This window comes from Psychrobacter sp. C 20.9 (assembly GCF_001921765.1).
Classification (GTDB): domain Bacteria; phylum Pseudomonadota; class Gammaproteobacteria; order Pseudomonadales; family Moraxellaceae; genus Psychrobacter; species Psychrobacter piscatorii_B.
Genome location: NZ_MRYC01000004.1, coordinates 182,629 through 204,647 on the forward strand (window position 1 = coordinate 182,629; position 22,019 = coordinate 204,647).

The window sequence follows — 22,019 nt, forward strand, 5'->3', positions numbered from 1 at the left end:
TTTGCTATTATTAACACTTTATAAAAGATATTGGAATCCTTATGCCTACCTCGATGCCCGATCAGGAACGACCATCAGTGCTATCAGGAGATTATAATCCGGCTGAATATAGTGCCGAATATAAACTGCTGTATTTGCAGGATTTGGTTGCTGATAAAGCATATGAGGCGATTACAGAGTTTTTAGAAAAGCAGTCTGAGTATGAAATTGCAAGCCTACTAGAGTCTTTCCCGACTCAAAACCGCCTACTCATCTGGGAGCAAGTACCAGAGAGCATTAAAGGTGAGGTACTTGCTGAGCTCGAGTACGATACCCGCCAGCCATTGCTGGAGAATATTTCTTCTCAAGAAATATCGCTATTTACCCAAGATCTTGATGCCCAAGACATCTCTGAGATTTTGGATACTGTCACTGAGAGCGTACGTACCTCAGTCATGGCAACGCTCGATGAAGAAACGCGCGTCCAAGTCAATAAACTTGATACGTATGATGACTGGGAAGTTGGGAGCTACATGGATCCCGATATTATCCAAATACGGGATGATATCTGTCTGGCGGATGTACAGGATTGGCTACGCGAAAACGAGGATCTACTCGATGACGAAAGCCAAGAGCTACTCGTGGTCGATCAAAGCCAGCAATTACTTGGGCTATTGAGTCTGGTAGATCTGATTAAACATGACCAAAATACGCTGGTCTCAGAACTGATTGATACGGCTATCACCATTAATGATCGCCTAGATATCCAAGATGCCGCGGCAATTTTTCGCTCAGAAGATATCCGCTTTGCGCCCGTGACGAACAGCTACGGCGAGCTGGTTGGACAGCTAAATGGCGAAGACATCATGGAGATTATCCAAGATGATGTCGATAGCACTATGAAAAATCTTGCTGGTGTTAGCCAAGATGAAGAGCTGTTCGCGCCTATTCTAACTAGTGCCAAAAGCCGTAGTGTCTGGTTGGGCATTAACCTCTGCACCGCGCTTTTAGCAGCAGCAGTGATTGGACAGTTCGAGGAAGTGTTGGCAGAAGTGGTGGCGCTGGCGATATTGATGCCTGTGGTCGCTAGTATGGGCGGTATTGCAGGCTCGCAAACCTTGACCGTCGTTATCCGCGGTATGGCAATGGGTCAAATCGGTGGTTCTAACCGAGTCTGGCTCCTTAATAAAGAGCTGTGGGTTGGCGCGATAAACGGTATCATTTGGGCGATAATCATGGCATTTATTGCCCAATTATGGTTTCATGACATCGAAATTAGTGCTGTCATTGGCTTTGCCATTGCGATCAACATGACGGCGGCGAATGTCTCGGGAATTAGTATACCGCTGATGCTAAAACGTATGAATATCGATCCTGCACTATCCGCCTCAGTGATTCTAACCACTGTTACAGATATTGTCGGTTTTATGTCATTTTTAGGCTTGGCGAGTGTGTTAATACTCTAGTGAATTGCTGGATGATAAAGTATCCAATAAAAACACAGCATTGCTATTTATATATCATTGTTGTTTATAAAATATTGTTAAATAGTCTTAATTTATAAAACTTCTAAATCGTTAAGTGAGTGTGTTATGCAAGCTGTACAAGTGAAAGTAGTCAACCCTAAAATTACTGAAGATGACGCGTTTTCTCTACCCACTCGCGCTACCGATGGCAGTGCTGGTATCGACTTACGTGCTTGTATTGATGAGCCTTTAACGATCAAAGCAGGCGAAACTCACTTGATAGGTACGGGCCTTGCCGTTTATATTCAAGACCCTAACTATGCAGGCATGATTCTACCGCGCTCAGGCCTTGGTCATAAGCACGGCATCGTCTTAGGTAACTTGGTTGGGCTGATTGATGCCGACTATCAGGGTGAGCTGATGGTTAGCATCTGGAACCGTAGTGAGAATGACTTTGTTCTCAATCCAAGCGATCGCATGGCACAGTATATCGTGGTGCCTGTTGCCCGTCCTGAGTTTGAAGTGGTCACAGAGTTCAGTGACAAAAGCGTACGCGGTGCAGGCGGATTCGGGCATTCGGGTCGTCAGTAACTACTCATTGGCAAGTAAGTTTTGGACAGCGACTTAGGTCGTCACTAAGCCAAATCGTAACCAAGATAGCGATTAGAATTTATTTTTTACATTAATAGAATATTGCGCTGTCCATTTTGTATTCATAATCACCTATTTACCACGTCAATAAGGAGAATAAGCCATGCCATCTTTTGCGGCGCAGCAATCCTTATTTCGTGCTTATGACATCCGTGGTACAAACACGCATTTCACCGATGAGTTTGTACAAGCGCTGGGCCATCGTTTTGCTCAGCTCTATGGCCCTCAACGCAGCCAATTCACAAAAAATAGTAATGCCCATGCTGCTACTGATGTTACTTGCCCTCCCAATAACAACGTTAACTTCCAACAGAATATATCAGCCGAAATTATCGTCGTTATTGGCTATGACATGCGTCATGGCAGCGAATCGATTGCACGTACACTCTCTACTGTATTAGCCCAACAGGGTTTATGCGTTATCCAGCTCGGTCTTGTTACCACACCCATGATGGCGTTTTGGGCAAAGCAGTATCAAGGTCATGGCATTATTGTAACCGCCAGCCACTCTGCCAAAGACATATTGGGTATCAAGTGGCTGGTCAATCATAAATCTCCTAGTAGCTTAGAGATACAAGCCCTTTATCAACAATTAATCTCTCATACTCATTACTTATCTAAAAATCAGGTCGAGCAAGCAACTTTAGACTCAGAACCAGACTCACACTATATAAATATTAGCAGCAATACTGAACTGTCTAGAGCTTTGCTTAAAGAGCTGCCTGCCAAGCAAGTAGCAGATGTCTATATCGCGGCTATTGAGCAAGTCTTTTGCCAGTTGACTCAGGATAATCAGACAGCACCTACAAACAACCGAAAAACAGCGTCTAAGCTTGATTTGGTTGTGGTTATTGATTGTATGCACGGTGCCACTGGCAACATCACTCAGCGCTTATTTGACCGTTTTTGCCAGCATGTTATTGTGCTCAATGACACGCCAGATGGCAGCTTTCCTCTTGGTAATCCTGATCCAGCCGAGCCCAACCGTCTAACAGCGCTGCAGCAAGCTGTTGCTTCTCATTGTGCCGATATTGGTTTAGCATTTGATGGTGATGGTGATCGTTTGATGATCGTTGATAATAACGGCAAAGTGGTCATGCCTGATCACCTACTCTACTTGTTAGCACGCATTGCCATTACAGAGCGTCCGGATTCTTTGACCAGCTCCTTAGCGTCTGAGGTGCTATTTGATATTAAATGCGCGCATCATCTGCCAAAGCTACTGGCGGATCTTGGCGCGATGCCAGTGATTAGCAAAACCGGTAGCAGCTTTATGCGCCAACAGGTACAGCATCCTGATAGTCAAATTGTCTTTGCAGGTGAGCTATCAGGGCATTTTATTTTTAATGATGGCCGCTTTATCCCTTATGATGATGCCATATATGCTGCATTGCGCTTACTGCATTGGTTTGTCAAGTCTCGTAATATCTTAGATGATAAAAATGCACTATCAGATATTCTCCAACGCTTGCCCGCCATGGTCAGTACAGCAGATCATTATTTGCCGGTGCCGCAGACTGCTAGGACAGATTGCTCAATCATGGAGCAATTAACGAGGGTTTGTACCTACTTGCAAGACCTAGCAAGCGTGACGACTCATGCTGATTCGTTTGATATTTCTGATTACCGACTAGACGCCGCTAATCTACCAACTGCTTTATGTGCGTCACCAGTCTGTAATTGCTCCACTATCAGATCCCATATAGCTGTCGAACAAGCCAAGTCTTTATTGCCAGCAGGCACTAGACTTAGCTGCATTGATGGTGTCCGCTTGGATTTTGCGCACGGATTTGGCGTGTTGCGTCAATCAAATACCAGTAATAGCCTGACTGCGCGCTTCGCTGGTGACAGCATGGATGACCTAAAAGACATTCAAGCGACTTTTGCCGCGTTGTGTCGCCCATTTGATGCGGAGCTGGCAACACAGATTATCGCCATGCCTGCTGAATAACGGCATTAAACCTGTATCGATTAAATATGCTAAAAAGAACAACCCATTTAAAACCCGCCCTTTAGGAGTTAGGAATGACACTTAATTTAGATGACGCCAAAAACACCGCTGAAGTATTAACCACCGCACTGCCCTATATTCAGCGCTTTGTTGATAAACTCATCGTGGTGAAATATGGCGGCAATGCCATGACCGATCCTGAACTCGAAAGCTCATTTGCTCGTGATATCGTCTTGCTGAAAACGGTCGGTATACATCCAGTCGTTGTACATGGTGGTGGCCCACAAGTTGATAACTTACTAAAAGAGCTGGGGCGTCAGTCTGATCGTATCGATGGGATGCGTGTGACTGACAAAAGCACGATGGATATCGTAGAAATGGTGCTTGGCGGCAGTGTCAACAAATCGATTGTTAGCTTGATTAACAAGCACGGCGGTCGCGCAATTGGTCTCACGGGCAAAGATGCCAACTTGATTCAAGCCAAAAAACTGATGATGGAAAAAATCGGTACCGACGGTGTCGCGGTTCCCGTAGATTTAGGATTTGTGGGCGACGTAGTCAGTGTCAATAAAGACGTCATCAATATGCTCATTGCCTCTGATTTCATTCCCGTTATCGCACCACTTGGTGTCGATAAAGAAGGCAATACTTATAATATCAATGCAGACCTAGTCGCTGGTAAAGTGGCTGAGTTTTTACAAGCAGAGAAACTGATGCTATTGACCAATATCAAAGGCGTATTGGGCCGTGACGGCGAGGTAGTGACTGGGCTAACACCCAAGAAAGTCGATGCTTTAATCGAAGATGGGACGATCTCAGGCGGTATGATTCCCAAAATACAGTGTGCGCTTGATGCCGTGCGTAGCGGTGTTAAAAGTGCCGTTATCGTCGATGGCCGTGTGCCGCATGCGACGCTACTTGAGATTTTTACCAACGAAGGCGTTGGTACGCTGATTAGCCGCGAGATAGACGCCGCTTTGAGCCAATCATAGGAGTGAGTCAATCATGCCGCTGTGGCTGTGGTGCCTACTGTTTGTTTTAGAGAGCCTATATTGCTGGTGGATTATTGGCTACGGCGGTGCGCGCTGGATAGAGGGCTGGAAGTCGTTTTTTATGATTGACTGGTTTGCCCTTGATTGGACAGCGGAGCAAATCCGCCTCTATGTCCTCATTATTTGGGGCTTTAGTGTGATTTGGTTTATTGTTGGCGTTATTAAGCCTGAGCTAAGGTTTTATTATTAGCTCGGGCTCTTTATGCCCGTTTTTAACCAAACACGCGCTCAAACTCCGCTTCATCAAAACCGCAAAGCAATATCGGCTGATCTTTATCTGCTAATTGACCTTCCACAATCGGACGTTTGATCATACTGGTGTTTTCAACCAATAGCTCAATGGCATTGTCCACACTGGCGTCAGCCGCTTGCTTTTGAGCGTCATCAAGTTTGCGCCATGTCGTACCACGCTTATTAAGCACTTTGTCGATACCTAGCTTATTTACCCAGCGCTGTACTGCTTCTTTGTCGATACCTTGTTTTTTATAATCATGAAACTCATAGCTAACGCCCAGCTCGTCTAGCTTAGTGAACGCCTTTTTCATCGTGCTACATGATTTGATGCCGTAAACGGTGATGGTCATGATGACTCCTTATCATTACTCATAAATACTGGTGAACGTTTCTATTATACCGAAGGCTGACTGGATATAAAAAATACCTCACTTTTAATCGTCAAACCTGATGAGCAAATGCATCATATCGTCGCAATTTTTGCCAAATTACGCTATGCTATGGCATTGTCAAATTCCACCTATTTTGAACAGTATTAAACAAATCCGTCTTAAATAAATCAGTATCAACCAATTTCGAGCCGACTATGAGCAACGCCGTGACAGCAGACCAAACCGACAACCATCATTATAACCCGCAAGCGATCGAAGCTGCGCAGCAGACCAAATGGGCCACTGATAAGCGCTTTGAAGTCAGCAATGAGCCAAGCGACAAACCAAGCCGTTATATGCTGTCAATGTTCCCCTACCCAAGCGGCAAGCTGCATATGGGCCACGTACGTAACTATACGATTTCTGACGTCTTAAGCCGTTATTACCGCCTAAAAGGGTATGAGGTCATGCAGCCAATGGGCTGGGATGGTTTTGGCTTGCCAGCAGAAAACGCCGCGATTGCCAATCAAACGCCACCTGCTGCGTGGACGTTTGCCAATATCGACAATATGCGCGCGCAGCTTAAATTGCTAGGCCTGTCTATTGACTGGTCACGCGAGTTTGCCACTTGTAGCCCTGAATACTATCAGTGGGAGCAGTGGCTATTTTTGCAATTATACAAAAAAGGTCTAGTCTACAAAAAGCTATCGACGGTCAACTGGGATCCCGTTGATAATACTGTCTTAGCAAACGAGCAAGTTATTGATGGCAAAGGTTGGCGTAGTGGTGCGGCAGTCGAAAAACGCGACATCCCCATGTATTACTTCAACATCACTGACTATGCCGATGAATTGCTCGACGATTTGGATCAGCTAGAAGGTCATTGGCCATCTGAAGTATTGACCATGCAGCGCAACTGGATTGGTCGTAGTGCCGGTATGGAAGTACATTTCCCTTATAAGCTTGCTGGCGAAGAAAACACCTTAGATGTGTTCACCACTCGTCCTGATACCTTAATGGGCGTGACTTATGTCGCGGTTGCCGCAGAGCATCCACTTGCCCAATACGCTGCTGAAAATGATGACATGATTGCCCAGTTCTGTGCCCTTTGCAAAAAAGGCTCAGTGGCTGAGGCCGATCTTGCTAAAGCCGAGAAAATCGGTATGGATACAGGTCTAACTGTGACGCACCCTTTAACTGGCGAAGAAGTGCCTGTTTGGGTCGCCAACTATGTACTGATGAGCTACGGCTCAGGCGCAGTGATGGCTGTGCCTGCTCACGATGAGCGTGATTATGAATTTGCGGTGAAATACAATCTACCGATTAAACAAGTCATCAATACCCCTGATGGCTATTTTGATGATTTAAAAGCAGATGCTAAGGCAAATGATAGTGAAGTCAATCTTGCTTATACTGAGCGCAATACTTTGGTTAACTCAGGTGAGTTTGATGGTTTAGATTTTGAGCAGGCGTTTGATGCCATGCTTGCCAAACTTGAGCCAAAATCGCTGGCTAAGAAAAAAATCCAATACCGCCTGCGGGATTGGGGCGTGTCGCGCCAGCGCTATTGGGGCTGCCCTATCCCAATGATCAACTGTGAGCATTGTGGTACGGTGCCAGTTGAAGAGCAAGACTTGCCAGTTGTGTTGCCGACTGATGTTGTGCCTGATGGTCGCGGTAATCCACTCAAGAATATACCAGAGTTTGTCAATACCACTTGTCCTAAATGTGGTAACCCTGCTGAGCGCGAGACCGATACCTTTGACACCTTTGTAGAGTCAAGCTGGTATTACGCCCGCTTTGCTAGTCCAACTGACACACAAAACATGGTCAACAAGTCTGCTGCCAATAAATGGCTGCCAGTCGATCAATACGTGGGCGGTGTTGAGCATGCAGTGATGCATCTGTTGTATGCGCGCTTCTTCCATAAGCTCATGCGAGATGAAAACTTGGTCACTGGCGACGAGCCATTTGCCAACCTAATGACGCAAGGTATGGTACTCGCTGGCACCTTCTACCGTGTCAACGCGGATGGCAGTACCACTTACTACTTTGCAGAAGACATCGATATCGACTACAACGACCGTGGACAGCCGATCAAAGCGACCTTAAAGCTGGATGGTCAGCCAGTCACGATTGGCAAAATCGAAAAAATGTCTAAATCAAAAAACAACGGTGTCGATCCACAGCTGACTATTGATAAATACGGTGCGGACACGGTACGTTTATATACGCTATTCACTGCACCTGCCGATCAGACGCTTGAATGGTCAGACGACGCGTTAAAAGGTCCTTATAACTTTGTGAAAAAAGTATGGCGCATTGCCAATGATCATATGCAAGCGCTAACGGCCGCCAATATCAGTATTGATACGCTGAACAGTGCGACCTTGAACACAGACGGACTAAGCAAAGAAGCCAAAAACTTACGCCGTAAAACGCACGAAACCATCGCTAAGATTGATAGTGATTTGGGTGATCGTTTAGCACTCAACACGCCAGTCTCCAGCCTGATGGAACTTGCCAACGAGTTGACGGCCTTTAACGCCAGTAGCGAGCAAGAGCTACACGTCAAACACGAAGCACTGACCAATCTGCTGATTATGCTGTCTGTCTATGCGCCGCACGTTGGCGAGCATTTGCTTGAGCAGCTCGGCCTTGATACTTTAACCTTAGATTACCCGACTGTTGATGAAAGTGCGCTGGTACAGGACATGATTACGATGGTCGTTCAGGTCAATGGTAAAATGCGTGGTAAGATGGATGTCGCACCGAACAGCGATCCTGAGCAGCTAAAAGAGCAAGCTCGAACGATGGAAAGTGTGGCAAAATTCATCACAGGCGAGATCAAAAAAGAAATCGTCGTACCCAACAAGCTGGTTAATATCGTGGTTGCAGGCTAGTCGCCTAGGCTTAGTGCTCTAAGCCTTTTTATCATATGAGGATAGCGTTTATGTCGTATAAGCATCGAGCTGGGCAGTCACAACCAACGCCAAGCGCACTGCACTTTGGTACAAAACAATCTGGTGGGCGTAAGCTTGCAACCGCAATGCTCGCAGCATTACCTATGTTTGCGATATTGGGTGCAACGGCAGGTCTAAGTGGTTGCGGTTTTCAGCTACGCGGCTATGACACCCCTATGCTGCTCAATGCCAACAAAACAGCCGTCATTATCGAAGACAATCGCACCTCATTTCCTCTAAAATTGCCATTGACGCGTCGCCTAACCACATTAGGTGTCGATGTCATTGGCAATATGACAGTTGATGATGTGATTCGCAGCAATCAACAAGCTGGTGCTAAACCGATTGCAGCGATCGATATCAGTAACGTGCGTTTTAAACGTTACGAGTTGGTGGGTGTATTGACAGAGATTCGCTTGGTACTCTCTGCTGATGTCAGCTACCAGACGATCGAGAAGGGCAAGCCCGTCACGCTTACCAATCCCATTCAAGTCGAGCGTAGCTATCAATACAATGAAGCATCCGTCAGTACTGATGACCAGCAAGGCGACCAGATTCGTGATTGGCTCTATGACAGCTTAGCACGCCGTATCACGGATCAATATGTGGCGATTTCGCTACCAAAAGTTGCACCTGCTGCCAAGCAGTCTGTACTGATGAATAAAGGCGCAACGCCAACGGTTGTTGTCGTACCTGAGAAGTAACTTTTAACAAATACTGTTATTAAGCTCTACCATTTGCAGCCATTTAAGTATGAAGAACAACGAGCGTACGCACTAACTTAGTCAGCTAAGCAAGTTCGACAGCGCTCGTCATATTTTTACAAATGCTATCATCTGTTTACCAACCTGTGTCCTACCACGCTATGCAAAACACCTTTATACAAGCTTATCCCAAACTCCTGCAGCCTTCGGTTGCGGTTGCGGGCTTGTGGCTGGCGCATGGTGATGAGCCACTGCTCAGTCAATGGCTCATCGATGCACTACGTCCCCATTGGCGCGCGCAAAATTATGCTATCAAGCGCATTGAGCTGGTCTCTGTCAAAAGCTGGCAAGAGGTATTGTCAGAGCTTGGCAGCCAGTCTCTATTTGATGATGCCAGTGCGGTAATCGTGACTGGCAATCATAAACCTGATAAAGCAGTTATTGCTGAGCTTGAGCGCTTTGCTGTTGAGGCGCAAACAGGTGCGCACAGTCATAGCGTATTATGGCTAACACCCAAGCAAGACAAACGCAGTCAGAGTAGTAAATGGTTTGCCCCTTTTGCTCAATACGGCACTGTCATTGATTGCAATTTATACAACGAGCAGCAGCGCCAGCAGTTGTTGCAAATACAGGCTCAGAAGTTTGGATTACGACTATCACAAGAAGCGTGGCAACTTCTTATGTCACACACTGAGCACCACCTACTCAGTGCTTATCAAACGCTATGGCGCCTGTCTTATCTGTTTGCACCGCAATTAGCTACTAGCAATAGTGATAATAATGAAGATAACGAGCACTCTAATAGTTTTACACAGCCGGTAAATAATGTGGCATTGGATATTGCAGACTTACAAGCAGCCTTAGTCAGCGACGCGCAATTTAGTGTGTTTGATTTGTCTGATGCGATGCTCGCGGGTAATAGCACGCAGGTTGCCAAAATCATGTTTCAGCTAAAGTCGACCGATGAGCCTACTACTTTAGTACTCTGGGCTATTAGCAAAGACATGCGTCAAATTATGCAACTGATGGATGGTCAAGACCCTCAAGCATTAGGCATTTGGCGTAGTAAGCAAGGGTTATACCAACAAGCGTGTCGCCGTCAGTCAAAAGAACAAACGAGCGAATGGCCTGCTCTGCTCTATCGCTGTGACCAAGCCATCAAAGGCCTTATTCGCCAACCAGCATGGGAGCTGTTATTGCAAGCAGCATTGGAGCTGGCAGGTAAGCGCTTGTTTGCGATGCGATAGACGAGTCGCTAATGATTGGGCATGCCTTTCTATTTTCCCCCTTTCTATTACTTTTTTGTCAAAGTCATCCTACTGAAAACATTTTCTAAAACACACCTCTTTGTTATCCATTGCTAAATATATTCTTTCTAATATCCAACCATTAGCAGCCACTTATTTTCTGTCATGTTATCTGTACTACATAGGCCTTAACCTTTCGTAAACTAATTATCATTCCCTTTCGTACATGAAGTCTCTACTATATCTACACTTGATTTAATTGTGATTGGATTGTTGTCATGCGCAAAATAAGCAGAAAATCTGCTATTAAATGGGGTGTCATCACCTTAATTATCGTAGCATTAGGGGCTTTGGCCTATACTTTTTTAAAACCAGAAGAAACCACACCTAACTATTTAACCGCAACCGTTGAAGTCGGTGATATTGAAAACAATGTCATGGCCTCTGGTAAGGTAAAAGCGTTAAATACCGTTGATGTCGGCGCGCAGGTATCTGGCGAGGTAAAACGCCTGTACGTTGAAGTCGGTGACGAGGTGCAAAAAGGCGATTTGATCGCACAGATTGACCAAGTGACCCAAAAAAACAACCTGAGCAACGAACAAGCAAGCCTTGAGCAAAGTGAAGCCGCGCTACAAAGTGCGCAAGCAGAATCGCTCAGCAAACAGGCAGCACTAAAAAGTGCCTATTCCGATCTTGCTAGCCGCCAGTCTGAGCTCAAACAAGCACAGTCTGATTTTGCGCGTTTGCAAGACTTAGTCGCTATCGATGCTATCTCACAACAAGAATATGACACGCAGGCGACCAGTGTCGAGACTGCAAAAGCAGCCGTTGCCAATGCACGTGCGGCTATCGACACAGCTAAAGCCGCGATTGCGACCACAGAAGCCAATATTAACAGTCAGCAAGCAGCATTACGCAAATCACGAACTAACGTCAGTACTGCTGAAGAAGATCTAAGCTATACCACGATTCGTGCACCAATATCAGGTACAGTCGTTTCTATTACGACTGAGCAAGGTACTACGGTCAATGCTAACCAAACGGCGCCCACATTGGTGACGTTAGCAGATTTATCGACCGTACGTATCAACGCGCAAATCTCAGAAGCTGATGTCATTAACGTCAGTGCTGGCATGCCTGCTTATTTCAATATTATCGGTAATCCAGACAAACAGTATGATGCGACATTAACCGCTATTGAACCTGCCCCAGAGCAGATCAGTAGCACCAGCTCGACAGACGCTGCTATCTATTACGTCGGCTACGTAGAAGTACCAAACCCTGACCGCTTGTTCCGAATCGATATGACGGCACAGATATATATCATCGTCAACGAAGCCAAAAATACTCTATTAGTACCATCAACAGTGATACAAGAAAAGCGAGCTAAAGAAAAAGGCAAATCAACAACGGGCAAGTTTGTACGTGTATTAAGAGATGACGGAACCGTAGAAGAGCGTACTGTAGAAGTCGGTATTGATAACCGAGTAAATGCGCAAATCTTAAGTGGTTTGAAAGAAGGGGAAGAAGTAATCATCAGTGAAGAGAGCGGTAAGAAATCAGATAGCGGCCGCGTACCTGGCGGACCTCGAATGTAACTTGTGCTTTGACTATGTTGAGTAAGAAAGGCTTGCTAAACATAGCAGCCCTTTCATCACAACACTATAACGCTTATTAGCCTTTATTAAAGACACTGCTATGACTATATCTCAATCTCCTAAACCGTCGACTGAAGATAGCTCTGAAAGTAGCACGGCTCAAAACTTAGGGTCACACACTTCTGCTAATCGCTCAAGCAACTCAGCAAAAACCAATACCGCTAACCACTCTGCATCAGGCAAGCCCATTATGGAACTGTCTGGCATTATCAGAGAGTTCCCTGCTGGTGAGCAAACCATTCGCGTCTTGCATGATATCAATCTGACGATTCACCAAGGTGAGATGGTCGCTATCATTGGACAGTCAGGCTCTGGTAAGTCCACCTTGATGAATATCTTAGGTTGTCTAGATCAAGCCACTGCTGGTGATTATAAGATTTATGGTCAATCCGCCCGTAAGCTTGATGCCGATCAGCTAGCAGAACTGCGCCGTGAGCACTTTGGTTTTATTTTTCAGCGCTATCATTTGCTTGGTGATATCAGTGCCAAAGACAACGTCGCCGTCCCTGCCGTGTATGCGGGCATGGATACCGAGGCACGTACCAATCGTGCTGAGAAGCTACTAATTGACCTCGGCCTTGGCAATAAGGTCAACAATCGTCCCAATCAGCTCTCAGGTGGACAGCAGCAGCGTGTTTCTGTCGCTCGTGCACTGATGAATGGTGGCGATGTTATCTTAGCAGATGAGCCAACTGGTGCCCTAGACAGTAAGTCTGGCGAAGATGTCATGGTGATTTTGCATGACCTCAGCGCACAAGGTCATACCATTATCATGGTCACTCATGATCCAAAACTAGCAGCACAAGCGGAGCGTGTGATTGAGCTCAAAGATGGCCATGTCATCGCTGACTATCAAACTGAGCATTATAAGCACACAGACAAAAAACCAGAATCTATCCTTGGCGAGCATCGCAAAAGTGCCTTTGGTAGTTTTATTGATCGACTGCTTGAAGCTTTCAAAATGTCTTTGCTTGCCATGCGCGCGCATAAGATGCGTACTCTACTAACTATGCTCGGCATTATTATCGGTATTGCCGCAGTCGTATCTATCGTAGGTCTTGGACAAGGCTCTCAGCAGCAAATCCTTGCCAATATCAGCTCGTTAGGTACCAATACCATTACCGTCAATGATGGCTACCCTAGAGGCGACCCTAGACGCCGCTATAATGATGACAATTTGACACCAGAAGATGCAGAGGCGGTCGGCAATCAGCCCTATATTATCAGCGTCAGCCCTCAGGTAAATGCCAGCTCTAGTGTCCGCTATCGTAATATACAGGAGGATGCTACCGTCAATGGCGTTGGTGAAGACTATCTAACCGTCACTGGTGAGACATTAGCACTGGGCCAAGGGTTTGATGCAAAAAGCATTACATTACGTAGTCAAGATATCATCATCGATGACAACGCTAAACAGACCTTTTTCTCAGATATTGATAACCCTGTTGGCGAGGTAATATTGGTTGGTAGTGTGCCTGGACGCGTGATTGGCGTACTTGAAGAGAGCGATGGTGGCTTTGGTCCCAGTGTGACGACGCCTACTATCTATATGCCTTACACGACGGTAATGTCGCGCGTCACCGGTAGTACCAATATCGACCGCTTTGTGGCGTTGTTAGATGATAGTATCTCTTCTAGTGCCGCAGAGACGGCCATCTCTGACTTGATAGAAAGTCGCCATGGCAAAGATGACTTTGAGCTACGAAATTCAGACTCTATCCGTCAAACCATTGAGTCAACGACAGGTACGATGACCCTACTTATCTCATCAGTTGCAGTTATTTCGTTGATTGTTGGTGGTATTGGGGTCATGAACATCATGCTAGTCTCTGTCACCGAGCGCACTAATGAGATTGGTGTTCGTATGGCAGTAGGTGCGCGTCAAAGCGATATCATGCAGCAATTTCTCATTGAGGCCGTTCTAGTCTGTATCCTAGGGGGACTGATTGGTATTGGAATGGCATTTGCCATTGGTGAGCTGATTAATAGTGTGGGCGGTGATAGTTTCAAAGTCATCTACTCACCGACTTCTATTATTGCCGCGTTTGTTTGCTCGACATTGATTGGTGTAGTATTTGGATTCTTGCCAGCACGTAATGCTGCCAAACTAGATCCTGTTGAGGCGCTTTCTCGAGACTAATAATTGATTATTGACTCGCTTTAACCAAAAATAGAGCAGTCAATATCGATATAATGGCAAAAATTTAAAGAAACTGGAATAAATTGGCAATTTTATAAGAGAATTACACTTTTTTTATCATGTGGGGTTGTAATTGTCAGAATTATATATATAATGTGCTCTCACGTTTAGGGATACAAACACTTTAAACGTTAGGGCTGTTAGCTCAGTTGGTAGAGCAGTTGACTTTTAATCAATTGGTCCCGCGTTCGAGTCGCGGACAGCCCACCATATTTTAGTTTAACCTTTATTCATCGTTCTACCCTATCCGGTAGTTGTTTAATAAAGTTAAGTTTAAAAAGCTCTTTTTTAAATGAATTACTCTTGTTGGCAATAATATACATTTATTGTTAGCATAACTTTTAGAAAATTCTATTTAAAGAATTTTCTCTTGCGAAGCTAAAATTGCAGTGCAATTTTTATACGCTTCTCAGGGCTGTTAGCTCAGTTGGTAGAGCAGTTGACTTTTAATCAATTGGTCCCGCGTTCGAGTCGCGGACAGCCCACCATATTTGAAAAGCCCAGTTACTATGATAGTAACTGGGCTTTTTTTCGTCTGGGCTTTTTGATCGTTATTTTATCTCTATTTACTCTTGCGACGTTTAAAGAGGTTAAAATCGTTTTTCTTACGCCATAGCAGTTTATGTCTGATCGTATCTTTGATGGTGCGCGGGTATTTGGGGGCTTGGTCGATGAACGCATCAAACTCTACCTCACTCATTGCACGCTCTCGGCCATGAGCCATCATTACCATTAATGGTTTTAAATCTCTGATTTTTTTTAACGATTGCTTATAAGCTTTGGGATCATAGACAGGAAATGGCGCCACAAACTTATGACGTAATTTGATGATGAGATCAGCCGTATATACTTGACGACTGGGCAAATGAAATAAAGACAAATCGCGATCGGTATGCCCAGGCGTCTCTAACACTTGCCACTCATCGAACCTTGGTACAATATCACCATCGGTGACGGTGATATCTGGCTTTAGGCTTGCCGAATAGTACAGATTTTTGAATGGGCGACCTTGCCGTCTCGCCACATAGTACGCAAGATTCATATCGACAAAATGCATCGCTCGTCCACCAATACCGCCGTACCACTGATCTTTCTTGTCAGCAGAGATAATGCGGCAGCCAGTCTCTTGGCGAAACTTGCGCGCACCGCCCGCATGATCCGGATGCATATGAGTGACCACCACCACTTTTAGGTCTGTTATCGGCCTATTTAGAGTATCTTTGATATACCCAAGCACCATTGGCACATCGGCACGGCAACAGCCGTCTAGTAGCATGATTTTATCTGGATACACCGCAAGGTAGCTACTTTGGATATAGCCCTCTAGACGTACAATTTCACATAGACTCATTGGTATTCCTTACCGCATTCATCCTCATTATTATGATGAGCTTGTGCTCCCTTCCGTAGATACTATTTAGTATAACGCCCGTCAATTCAAAAAAAATGACTTTGAGTGAACGCTTGTGACTATAGATACGGTTGATAATAGTTGCATAATGCGTAATATCATTAATGACGACGTTTATACTTCCAGTAAAAACGCAAAAAACCCAGCGCTTAGGCTGGGTCTTCTACATTAAGCATTTACTTTATAGATTTAAAGCTTATCCCATCAATTACGCTATCAACTATGCAAGGTCACGAACCTTTGGCTCGCGCTCCCACAGACGGGTCTTAGCGTTTTCGATGAAACCATCAACGTCATCCAGTGGCGTCACAAATTTATCTTTTTCGATAGGCAATTTGCTCAAGATGTGTTCTTCAGTCGCAGGGCAATAAGCAATCGCTTTGCAATGTGCATAAGCATCGTTGAACCAATCTAGTGCTGCGCTGTCCATAGCCAGCTTTTTGGCTGGTGGATGCATAATTATACTGACCACAGCGTCGAAGAGCACGGAAGGGCCACCAGCAAGACGTTCGTCCGCTTGAATGTGTGTACCATCATCTAGTGTCACTTCTTTATTAGGCGCGACGATCTTGACGCTAGCACCAGCGTCGATAGCGGCTTGTTCAAACTTCTTGACTTCACTATGGCTAGAACCTTCAGCAACTAAGATACCAATTAAGCGACCTTTTAGGCTCTTCGGTGAGATACCGATGGTTTGCAGCGCTTTTGACGTGCCTAGATCCTGTACAGGTGCAGCGGCATCAGCAGGCTCTGGTAATTCCATACCGAGGGCTGAAGCCACACGATTAGCCAAGTCTTCATCGATATGCGGCAGATGGCTAAGCATACGAGTACGTACATGTGCAGTATCTACTTTACCCAGCTCAAACGCATAAGCAGAGGCAATGTGTGCCTTGCCTGCCTCTGTCTGGCTGCGATAGAACATGCGCGGCTGACTATAATGATCGGCAAAGCTTTCGGCACGGATGCGACCTTTGACACCATCATCCATCTGCTCTTGGAATGAGGCAAATCCGCGTTTGGCGCTTTCGCGTGGACGCGTTGGATCAAGGCTTTGTGGCTCATAGAGCACCCGCGTTTTAGGCACCTGCATTTGCATATGGCCATCTTGCTGGTTGTTGGCAAACGGGCATTTTGGCGCATTGATTGGAATTTGCGCAAAGTTTGGTGAGCCCAAACGTGACAACTGCGTATCTAGATAACTAAATAGACGGCCTTGGAGCAATGGATCATTACTATAGTCGATACCAGGAATTACGTGTGATGGGCAGAATGCGACTTGCTCTGTCTCTGCAAAGAAGTTATCTACATTGCGATTCAAGACCATTTTACCAACGATTTTCACGGGCACTAGCTCTTCTGGAATGAGCTTGGTCGCGTCCAAATGGTCAAATGGGAAGTTATTCGCTTCTTCTTCAGTAAATAACTGGACGCCAAATTCCCATTCAGGATACATGCCATTGTCAATTGACTCAAACAAATCACGGCGATGATAATCAGGATCTGCGCCAGAGATTTTTACGGCTTCGTCCCACGTGGTTGATTGTACGCCAAGTACTGGCTTCCAATGGAAACGTACAAAGGTGCTCTTGCCGTCTTTATCAATCAAACGGTAGCTGTGAATACCAAAACCTTCCATCATGCGTAAGCTACGTGGCAGGCTACGATCACTCATCAACCAGATCAGATTATGCATGGTTTCAGGACTCAATGAGACAAAATCCCAAAACGTATCATGGGCAGACGCCGCTTGTGGGAATCCGCGATCTGGCTCAGGCTTGACCGCATGGATCAAATCTGGGAATTTAATGGCATCTTGGATAAAGAAAATGGGCATGTTGTTGCCCACGATGTCCCAGTTACCTTCTTCGGTATAGACTTTGACAGAAAATCCGCGCACATCACGTGGCGTGTCTTTTGAGCCTTTATTACCGGCAACGGTCGAAAAACGGGTAAAAAGTGGTGTTTGTTTACCGGTTTCGGTCAAAATTTTGGCCGTTGTATACTCTTCTAATGATTCGGTCAGCTCAAAATAACCGTGTGCCGCACTACCGCGAGCATGGACGATACGCTCAGGGATACGCTCATGGTCAAAGTGGTTGATCTTTTCACGTAGTACAAAATCTTCTAATAGCGTAGGACCGCGTGCGCCTGCTTTTAGTGAGTTTTGATTGTCGCTGATAGCCACGCCTTGTTGGGTAGTCAATACTTTGGTGTCATCACCTGCGCGCTGATGGGTTTCGCCCCCATTGCCACGTTCAGTATTCATGTCTTTGGCTGGGTCGGTATGATCGATATTATTATTCATAAAACATCCTATCTAATGAGTAAAATAGTCTCTTCTAAGACCATTAAAAATTAAGACCATTAAAAATGTGCTTACACAGGTGTTGTATCCTTTGGGATAATACTGACTTCATCTGTCGATTATCTGTCTGTGATGCTGCATGACCAATTATTAAAAAAGATAAAGGAATAAAAGGCATACGGCTTATCTTACCCAAAAACTAAGTCGCTTATAGTTGCGTATATAGTGAAACTTGTTGATGTTTGGTTAAAGTTTACGTGCGCAGTTACTCAACCGCTTGACGGCTTTTGAGCCAGCCTAAACGTTAACAATCCAATCTTGTAATTTAGTTATTCTTTAAGGTATGCTTTATGGCGTACTAGAGATCATCGATAAATAACATTGGCATGGTTTTTAGCCATATATTTATCTCTTTTTTATATAACTATAAGGCTATCGACTATGTTACCAACTTCGAATTTCTCGTCCAAAAAACCTTACCGCTCATTATTGGCGGGTGCATCAATGGGGCTCCTGGCATTGACCATCAGCCAAACCGCTGCCGCTATCACGACCAAGAACGTCACTTATACGGTGGATAACCAAGCATACGAGGGCTATTACGCCAAAGCCGATAAGCCCTACGCTCCTTTTATCTTGTTGATTCATGACTGGGATGGTCTAACCGACTATGAGCGCAAACGCGCTGATATGCTAGCGAATGAAGGTTACAACGTACTGGCAGCAGACATGTTTGGGCAAGGCATTCGTCCGACCTCTGTCGAAGAAAATAAGCGTTTAACAGGCGAATTGTATGACGATCGCAACAAAATGCGCCGCATACTACAAGGTGCATTAAATGCTGGACGACTGGAGGGCAATGATGTGCGTAACGGCACGACCATGGGATATTGTTTCGGTGGTACGGTTGCATTAGAGTTAGCACGTTCAGGCTTCCCGCAAAAAGCCTTTGTCCCCTTCCATGGTGCCTTTGATACTCCGACCGGTCAAAGTTATGACAAGACCACTGGCGAGATATTGGTATTCCACGGCTCAGCTGACCAGTCTGTCTCTTTAGAGAGCTTTGCGACTCTGGGCAAAACGCTAGAAGCGGCAAAAGTTCCTCATGAAATGGTCACTTACAGCGGCGCACCCCATGCCTTTAGCGTATTTGGCAGTGACAGATATGATGCACGCGCCGATGAGCGCTCTTGGAAACGTTATTTGGACTTCTTAGCAGATGAGTATAAATAATCTAATCGTATAAAAATATCAGTCACCATATAAGCAATGCAAAAAAAAGACACCTCAACGAATCATCAGTGACGTGTCTTTTTTTGACGTTCTAATCATTTAATACTTCTGAAAGACCAATAGCTGATTATTGGCAGGCATCGCGTACGTTCTGCTAAGCGTTAGATGATGCATATTTGCTAAATTTACAATGTCTTCTTTATGACGGATACCACTGTCAGAATTACCTTGCCTTAACATCGCATCAAATCGCTGGTTGCCTGCGCTGGTATAGTTACCATGTTCGTTAAATGGGCCATAGACAATCAGCTTACCATCCACAGGTAACGCATCATCAGCCAGTGCAAATAATTTTTCGACCAACGCCCAGCTGATGATATGTAGCGTATTTGCCGTAAATATCGCATCATAAGGGTTGTTTGAACGACTACTCTCTAAATGACTGTTGATAGGTACAGAATCGTAAGCCAAATTAAACGCTAATGGCAGAGATAGATTGGGCGCAGGATAAGCATGATGCCAAGCCGCTATATGACGGTGGTTGCTAGTGACATCGCTGGTTTGCCACTGTATCTTAGGTAAACGCGGTGCAAAATAAACACTATGTTGACCCGTTCCAGAGCCAATCTCTAGCACATGTGTAAAGCCTTGTAGCTCGTTTTGTAATATATCTAGAATAACCTGCTTGTTGTTCTCACACGCTTGAGAAAATGGCAACGCGTCGATATCCACTTGACTGTTTAGATGATCGTTCTGCATGGATACTCTCCTGAGACTGCCCATTAGGTTTGCAGTATCTTTCGCGAATCATTGACAAAATATGCTATCAATAAATACCTGCCTCAACGCCAGCGGCTAACGTCATGGCAAGCTCTTGTACTTGTTCGGTAAAGCTATCCTGCCACTCGCCTTGTAGTATCAGCGCCTCTTGAATCCACGACCAACGTAGCCCTGTTGTGATTGTCTTTATTGCAAGCTTGGTACCCGTACCATCATGCCCCGCGCGTATATATAGTGCAAATGGTATGCCTTGCTTCTTTTCTAGCACAGGATAATAACAGCGATCAAAGAAGTCTTTGGTCAGCCCTGCCATATATGCCAGATTTTCAGTCGTGCCTAATAGCAAAGCATCAGCAGCCAACACATCTTCAGGCTGCGTGTCCTGCGGCGACTTCAGGACAACATTGACATTAATATCTGTGTGATTGGCCCCGTTGTAAGCCGCCTCAGCGAGTTTTTTAGTGTTCGATGATGGCGCATGAGCCACAATGAGTAAAGTCTTAGTATTCATCTCATTCACCACGACCATAAACAAAGGTGACATCCTGTCTAATATCAGGATGAATACTTTTTGCCACAGGGCAAGTGAAAGCAGCGGCTTCTAATATCTTCTTAGTACGCTCATCTAACTCTGTTTTGAACTCAATGCGCACTTGAATCTCACTCACACGGCGAGGATCTGCAGCCATTATTTTCGTTACTTCAGCTTTTGTTCCGACCACATCAATATCCATATCAGCGGCTTTAATACCAATAATGGTCAACATACAACTGGCCAAACTGGTGGCTAGCAAATCAGTCGGTGAAAACGCCTCGCCCTTGCCTTGATTGTCAGTGGGTGCATCTGTAATAATTTGATTGTTGGACTGTAGATGTAAGGCTTGGGTGCGTAGGTTGCCTTGGTATTGAACGGTTGATGTAGTCATAGGTTCTTTCCTAAGCTAAAATTCAGAAATATACAATCCACTATAAGGTTCAAATAGTGGTTTTATAATGAATCACCAAACTATATTATCAGTATAAGGTAGGTTTTTATACTTCATAAAATCTGAAATTTTAAATAAGGACTTATTAGAAACTGTTAATTCCCACATAGCACTGTATTGGAACCATGGATCTAATAATATTTGAATAGTATCTTCATTGATTAACCTTAGTCTTTCTATCCAGCAAACTGTTCTGTTTCAAATTTTGTGAGCTTATTATTTCCCTCATAACAGTCCCAAAGAGTTAAATGCTTACCAGCTACGATTGCATATTTGTTATTTGGATCAATTAAAGCACAAGATGGACCACCGTAAAAACTATCAGTAAATAAGATATCGCTGCTTTCTTTATCGATGAGATATGCATCTTCATAGCTGTCATATAAATACAATTTATCCGTTTCTTCTAATATCATCAGATTATCTCAATAAACTTTCAGTTGACCATCTATAGTTATAAATTATTATCAATAAATAAGCCAATAAAAAAGCCCTCTTTCGAGTGAGCGGGGCTTTTAGGTATAAGAGGCTAGTGATGATTTGGGCAAGGAAAGAGTTGAAGAACTGCTTTGATACGAGCGAAAGATAAAACCATTTAAATAAAGAGATTTTCTAGGGAAGTCAGATAAGTTCAAGATAAAAAAAAGCCCCCACTCAGATATGAGTGGGGACTTTTTAGAATAGAAAGCTGACGATGACCTACTCTCACATGGGCGAACCACACTACCATTGGCGCAACGATGTTTCACTTCTGAGTTCGGGAAGGGATCAGGTGGGGCCATCGCGCTATTGTCGTCAGCAAAGGGGGTTAGATATGAGTCTGTT

General features: G+C 44.9%; 18 protein-coding genes, 2 tRNA genes and 1 rRNA gene. 13 read left to right on the forward strand and 8 right to left on the reverse strand.

Annotated features, from left to right (window positions below):
- Nucleotides 1-53 precede the first annotated feature (53 nt).
- The 5 genes from mgtE (at nt 54) to BTW00_RS04230 (ending at nt 5,289) form a co-directional block, all read left to right on the forward strand.
- Entirely contained in the window at nt 54-1,445 is a 1,392-nt protein-coding gene (gene mgtE / locus BTW00_RS04210; RefSeq protein ID WP_178379252.1) for a magnesium transporter, read from the forward strand.
- Between the two features lie 126 nt (nt 1,446-1,571).
- The gene (gene dut / locus BTW00_RS04215; protein ID WP_075106370.1) at nt 1,572-2,036 is read left to right on the forward strand and encodes a dUTP diphosphatase; all 465 of its coding nucleotides are present in this window, start codon (nt 1,572-1,574) and stop codon (nt 2,034-2,036) included.
- Between the two features lie 163 nt (nt 2,037-2,199).
- Nucleotides 2,200-4,047: a phosphomannomutase gene (locus BTW00_RS04220; RefSeq protein WP_075106371.1), complete on the forward strand. Its 1,848-nt coding sequence runs from the start codon at nt 2,200-2,202 to the stop codon at nt 4,045-4,047.
- Nucleotides 4,048-4,121: 74 nt separating this feature from the next.
- Complete coding sequence (gene argB / locus BTW00_RS04225; protein WP_075106372.1) at nt 4,122-5,039, forward strand: acetylglutamate kinase; 918 nt, start codon at nt 4,122-4,124, stop codon at nt 5,037-5,039.
- Between the two features lie 13 nt (nt 5,040-5,052).
- A complete protein-coding gene (locus BTW00_RS04230) occupies nt 5,053-5,289 on the forward strand; it encodes a hypothetical protein (protein WP_075106373.1) in 237 nt (78 codons plus the stop codon).
- Between the two features lie 22 nt (nt 5,290-5,311).
- On the opposite strand, the gene BTW00_RS04235 is transcribed toward BTW00_RS04230, so the two are convergent.
- Nucleotides 5,312-5,683 carry an arsenate reductase gene (locus BTW00_RS04235; RefSeq protein WP_075106374.1) on the reverse strand — a complete coding sequence of 124 codons (372 nt, stop codon included), beginning with the start codon at nt 5,681-5,683 and terminating at the stop codon, nt 5,312-5,314.
- A 236-nt stretch (nt 5,684-5,919) separates the two neighbouring features.
- Here BTW00_RS04235 and leuS point away from each other — a divergent pair, with 236 nt between their 5' ends.
- The 7 genes from leuS (at nt 5,920) to BTW00_RS04270 (ending at nt 14,964) form a co-directional block, all read left to right on the forward strand.
- A complete protein-coding gene (gene leuS, locus BTW00_RS04240; RefSeq protein ID WP_075106375.1) occupies nt 5,920-8,607 on the forward strand; it encodes a leucine--tRNA ligase in 2,688 nt (895 codons plus the stop codon).
- Between the two features lie 50 nt (nt 8,608-8,657).
- Nucleotides 8,658-9,371, forward strand: a complete 714-nt coding sequence (locus BTW00_RS04245) for a hypothetical protein (protein WP_083603566.1) — start codon at nt 8,658-8,660, stop codon at nt 9,369-9,371.
- A 161-nt stretch (nt 9,372-9,532) separates the two neighbouring features.
- Entirely contained in the window at nt 9,533-10,618 is a 1,086-nt protein-coding gene (locus BTW00_RS04250; RefSeq protein ID WP_075106376.1) for a DNA polymerase III subunit delta, read from the forward strand.
- A gap of 278 nt (nt 10,619-10,896) precedes the next feature.
- Nucleotides 10,897-12,216, forward strand: a complete 1,320-nt coding sequence (locus BTW00_RS04255) for an efflux RND transporter periplasmic adaptor subunit (RefSeq protein ID WP_075106377.1) — start codon at nt 10,897-10,899, stop codon at nt 12,214-12,216.
- Between the two features lie 250 nt (nt 12,217-12,466).
- Nucleotides 12,467-14,416 (forward strand): MacB family efflux pump subunit, encoded by a 1,950-nt coding sequence (locus BTW00_RS04260; RefSeq protein WP_075106396.1) that lies wholly within the window; start codon nt 12,467-12,469, stop codon nt 14,414-14,416.
- Between the two features lie 194 nt (nt 14,417-14,610).
- Nucleotides 14,611-14,686, forward strand: a tRNA-Lys gene (locus tag BTW00_RS04265).
- Nucleotides 14,687-14,888: 202 nt separating this feature from the next.
- Nucleotides 14,889-14,964 (forward strand) — tRNA-Lys (locus BTW00_RS04270).
- Between the two features lie 74 nt (nt 14,965-15,038).
- On the opposite strand, the gene BTW00_RS04275 is transcribed toward BTW00_RS04270, so the two are convergent.
- Together BTW00_RS04275 and BTW00_RS04280 are read right to left on the reverse strand one after the other, a co-directional pair.
- Nucleotides 15,039-15,827, reverse strand: coding sequence for an MBL fold metallo-hydrolase (locus tag BTW00_RS04275; protein WP_075106378.1), 789 nt, complete (start codon nt 15,825-15,827; stop codon nt 15,039-15,041).
- Nucleotides 15,828-16,107: 280 nt separating this feature from the next.
- A complete protein-coding gene (locus BTW00_RS04280) occupies nt 16,108-18,195 on the reverse strand; it encodes a catalase (protein WP_075106379.1) in 2,088 nt (695 codons plus the stop codon).
- A gap of 441 nt (nt 18,196-18,636) precedes the next feature.
- Between BTW00_RS04280 and BTW00_RS04285 the strand changes: the two genes are divergently transcribed.
- Nucleotides 18,637-19,428, forward strand: a complete 792-nt coding sequence (locus BTW00_RS04285) for a dienelactone hydrolase family protein (RefSeq protein ID WP_075106380.1) — start codon at nt 18,637-18,639, stop codon at nt 19,426-19,428.
- Nucleotides 19,429-19,527: 99 nt separating this feature from the next.
- Here BTW00_RS04285 and BTW00_RS04290 read toward each other — a convergent pair whose 3' ends face one another.
- The 5 genes from BTW00_RS04290 to rrf all read right to left on the reverse strand — a co-directional run bounded on the left by BTW00_RS04290 (nt 19,528) and on the right by rrf (nt 21,994).
- Nucleotides 19,528-20,187 (reverse strand): DUF938 domain-containing protein, encoded by a 660-nt coding sequence (locus BTW00_RS04290; RefSeq protein ID WP_178379249.1) that lies wholly within the window; start codon nt 20,185-20,187, stop codon nt 19,528-19,530.
- Between the two features lie 67 nt (nt 20,188-20,254).
- Nucleotides 20,255-20,719, reverse strand: a complete 465-nt coding sequence (locus tag BTW00_RS04295) for a flavodoxin family protein (RefSeq protein WP_075106381.1) — start codon at nt 20,717-20,719, stop codon at nt 20,255-20,257.
- 1 nt (nt 20,720) lies between these two features.
- The gene (locus BTW00_RS04300) at nt 20,721-21,134 is read right to left on the reverse strand and encodes an OsmC family protein (RefSeq protein ID WP_075106382.1); all 414 of its coding nucleotides are present in this window, start codon (nt 21,132-21,134) and stop codon (nt 20,721-20,723) included.
- A 236-nt stretch (nt 21,135-21,370) separates the two neighbouring features.
- Nucleotides 21,371-21,610 (reverse strand): hypothetical protein, encoded by a 240-nt coding sequence (locus BTW00_RS04305; protein WP_075106383.1) that lies wholly within the window; start codon nt 21,608-21,610, stop codon nt 21,371-21,373.
- Nucleotides 21,611-21,880: 270 nt separating this feature from the next.
- Nucleotides 21,881-21,994 (reverse strand): 5S ribosomal RNA (gene rrf, locus BTW00_RS04310).
- Between the last annotated feature and the right edge of the window lie 25 nt (nt 21,995-22,019).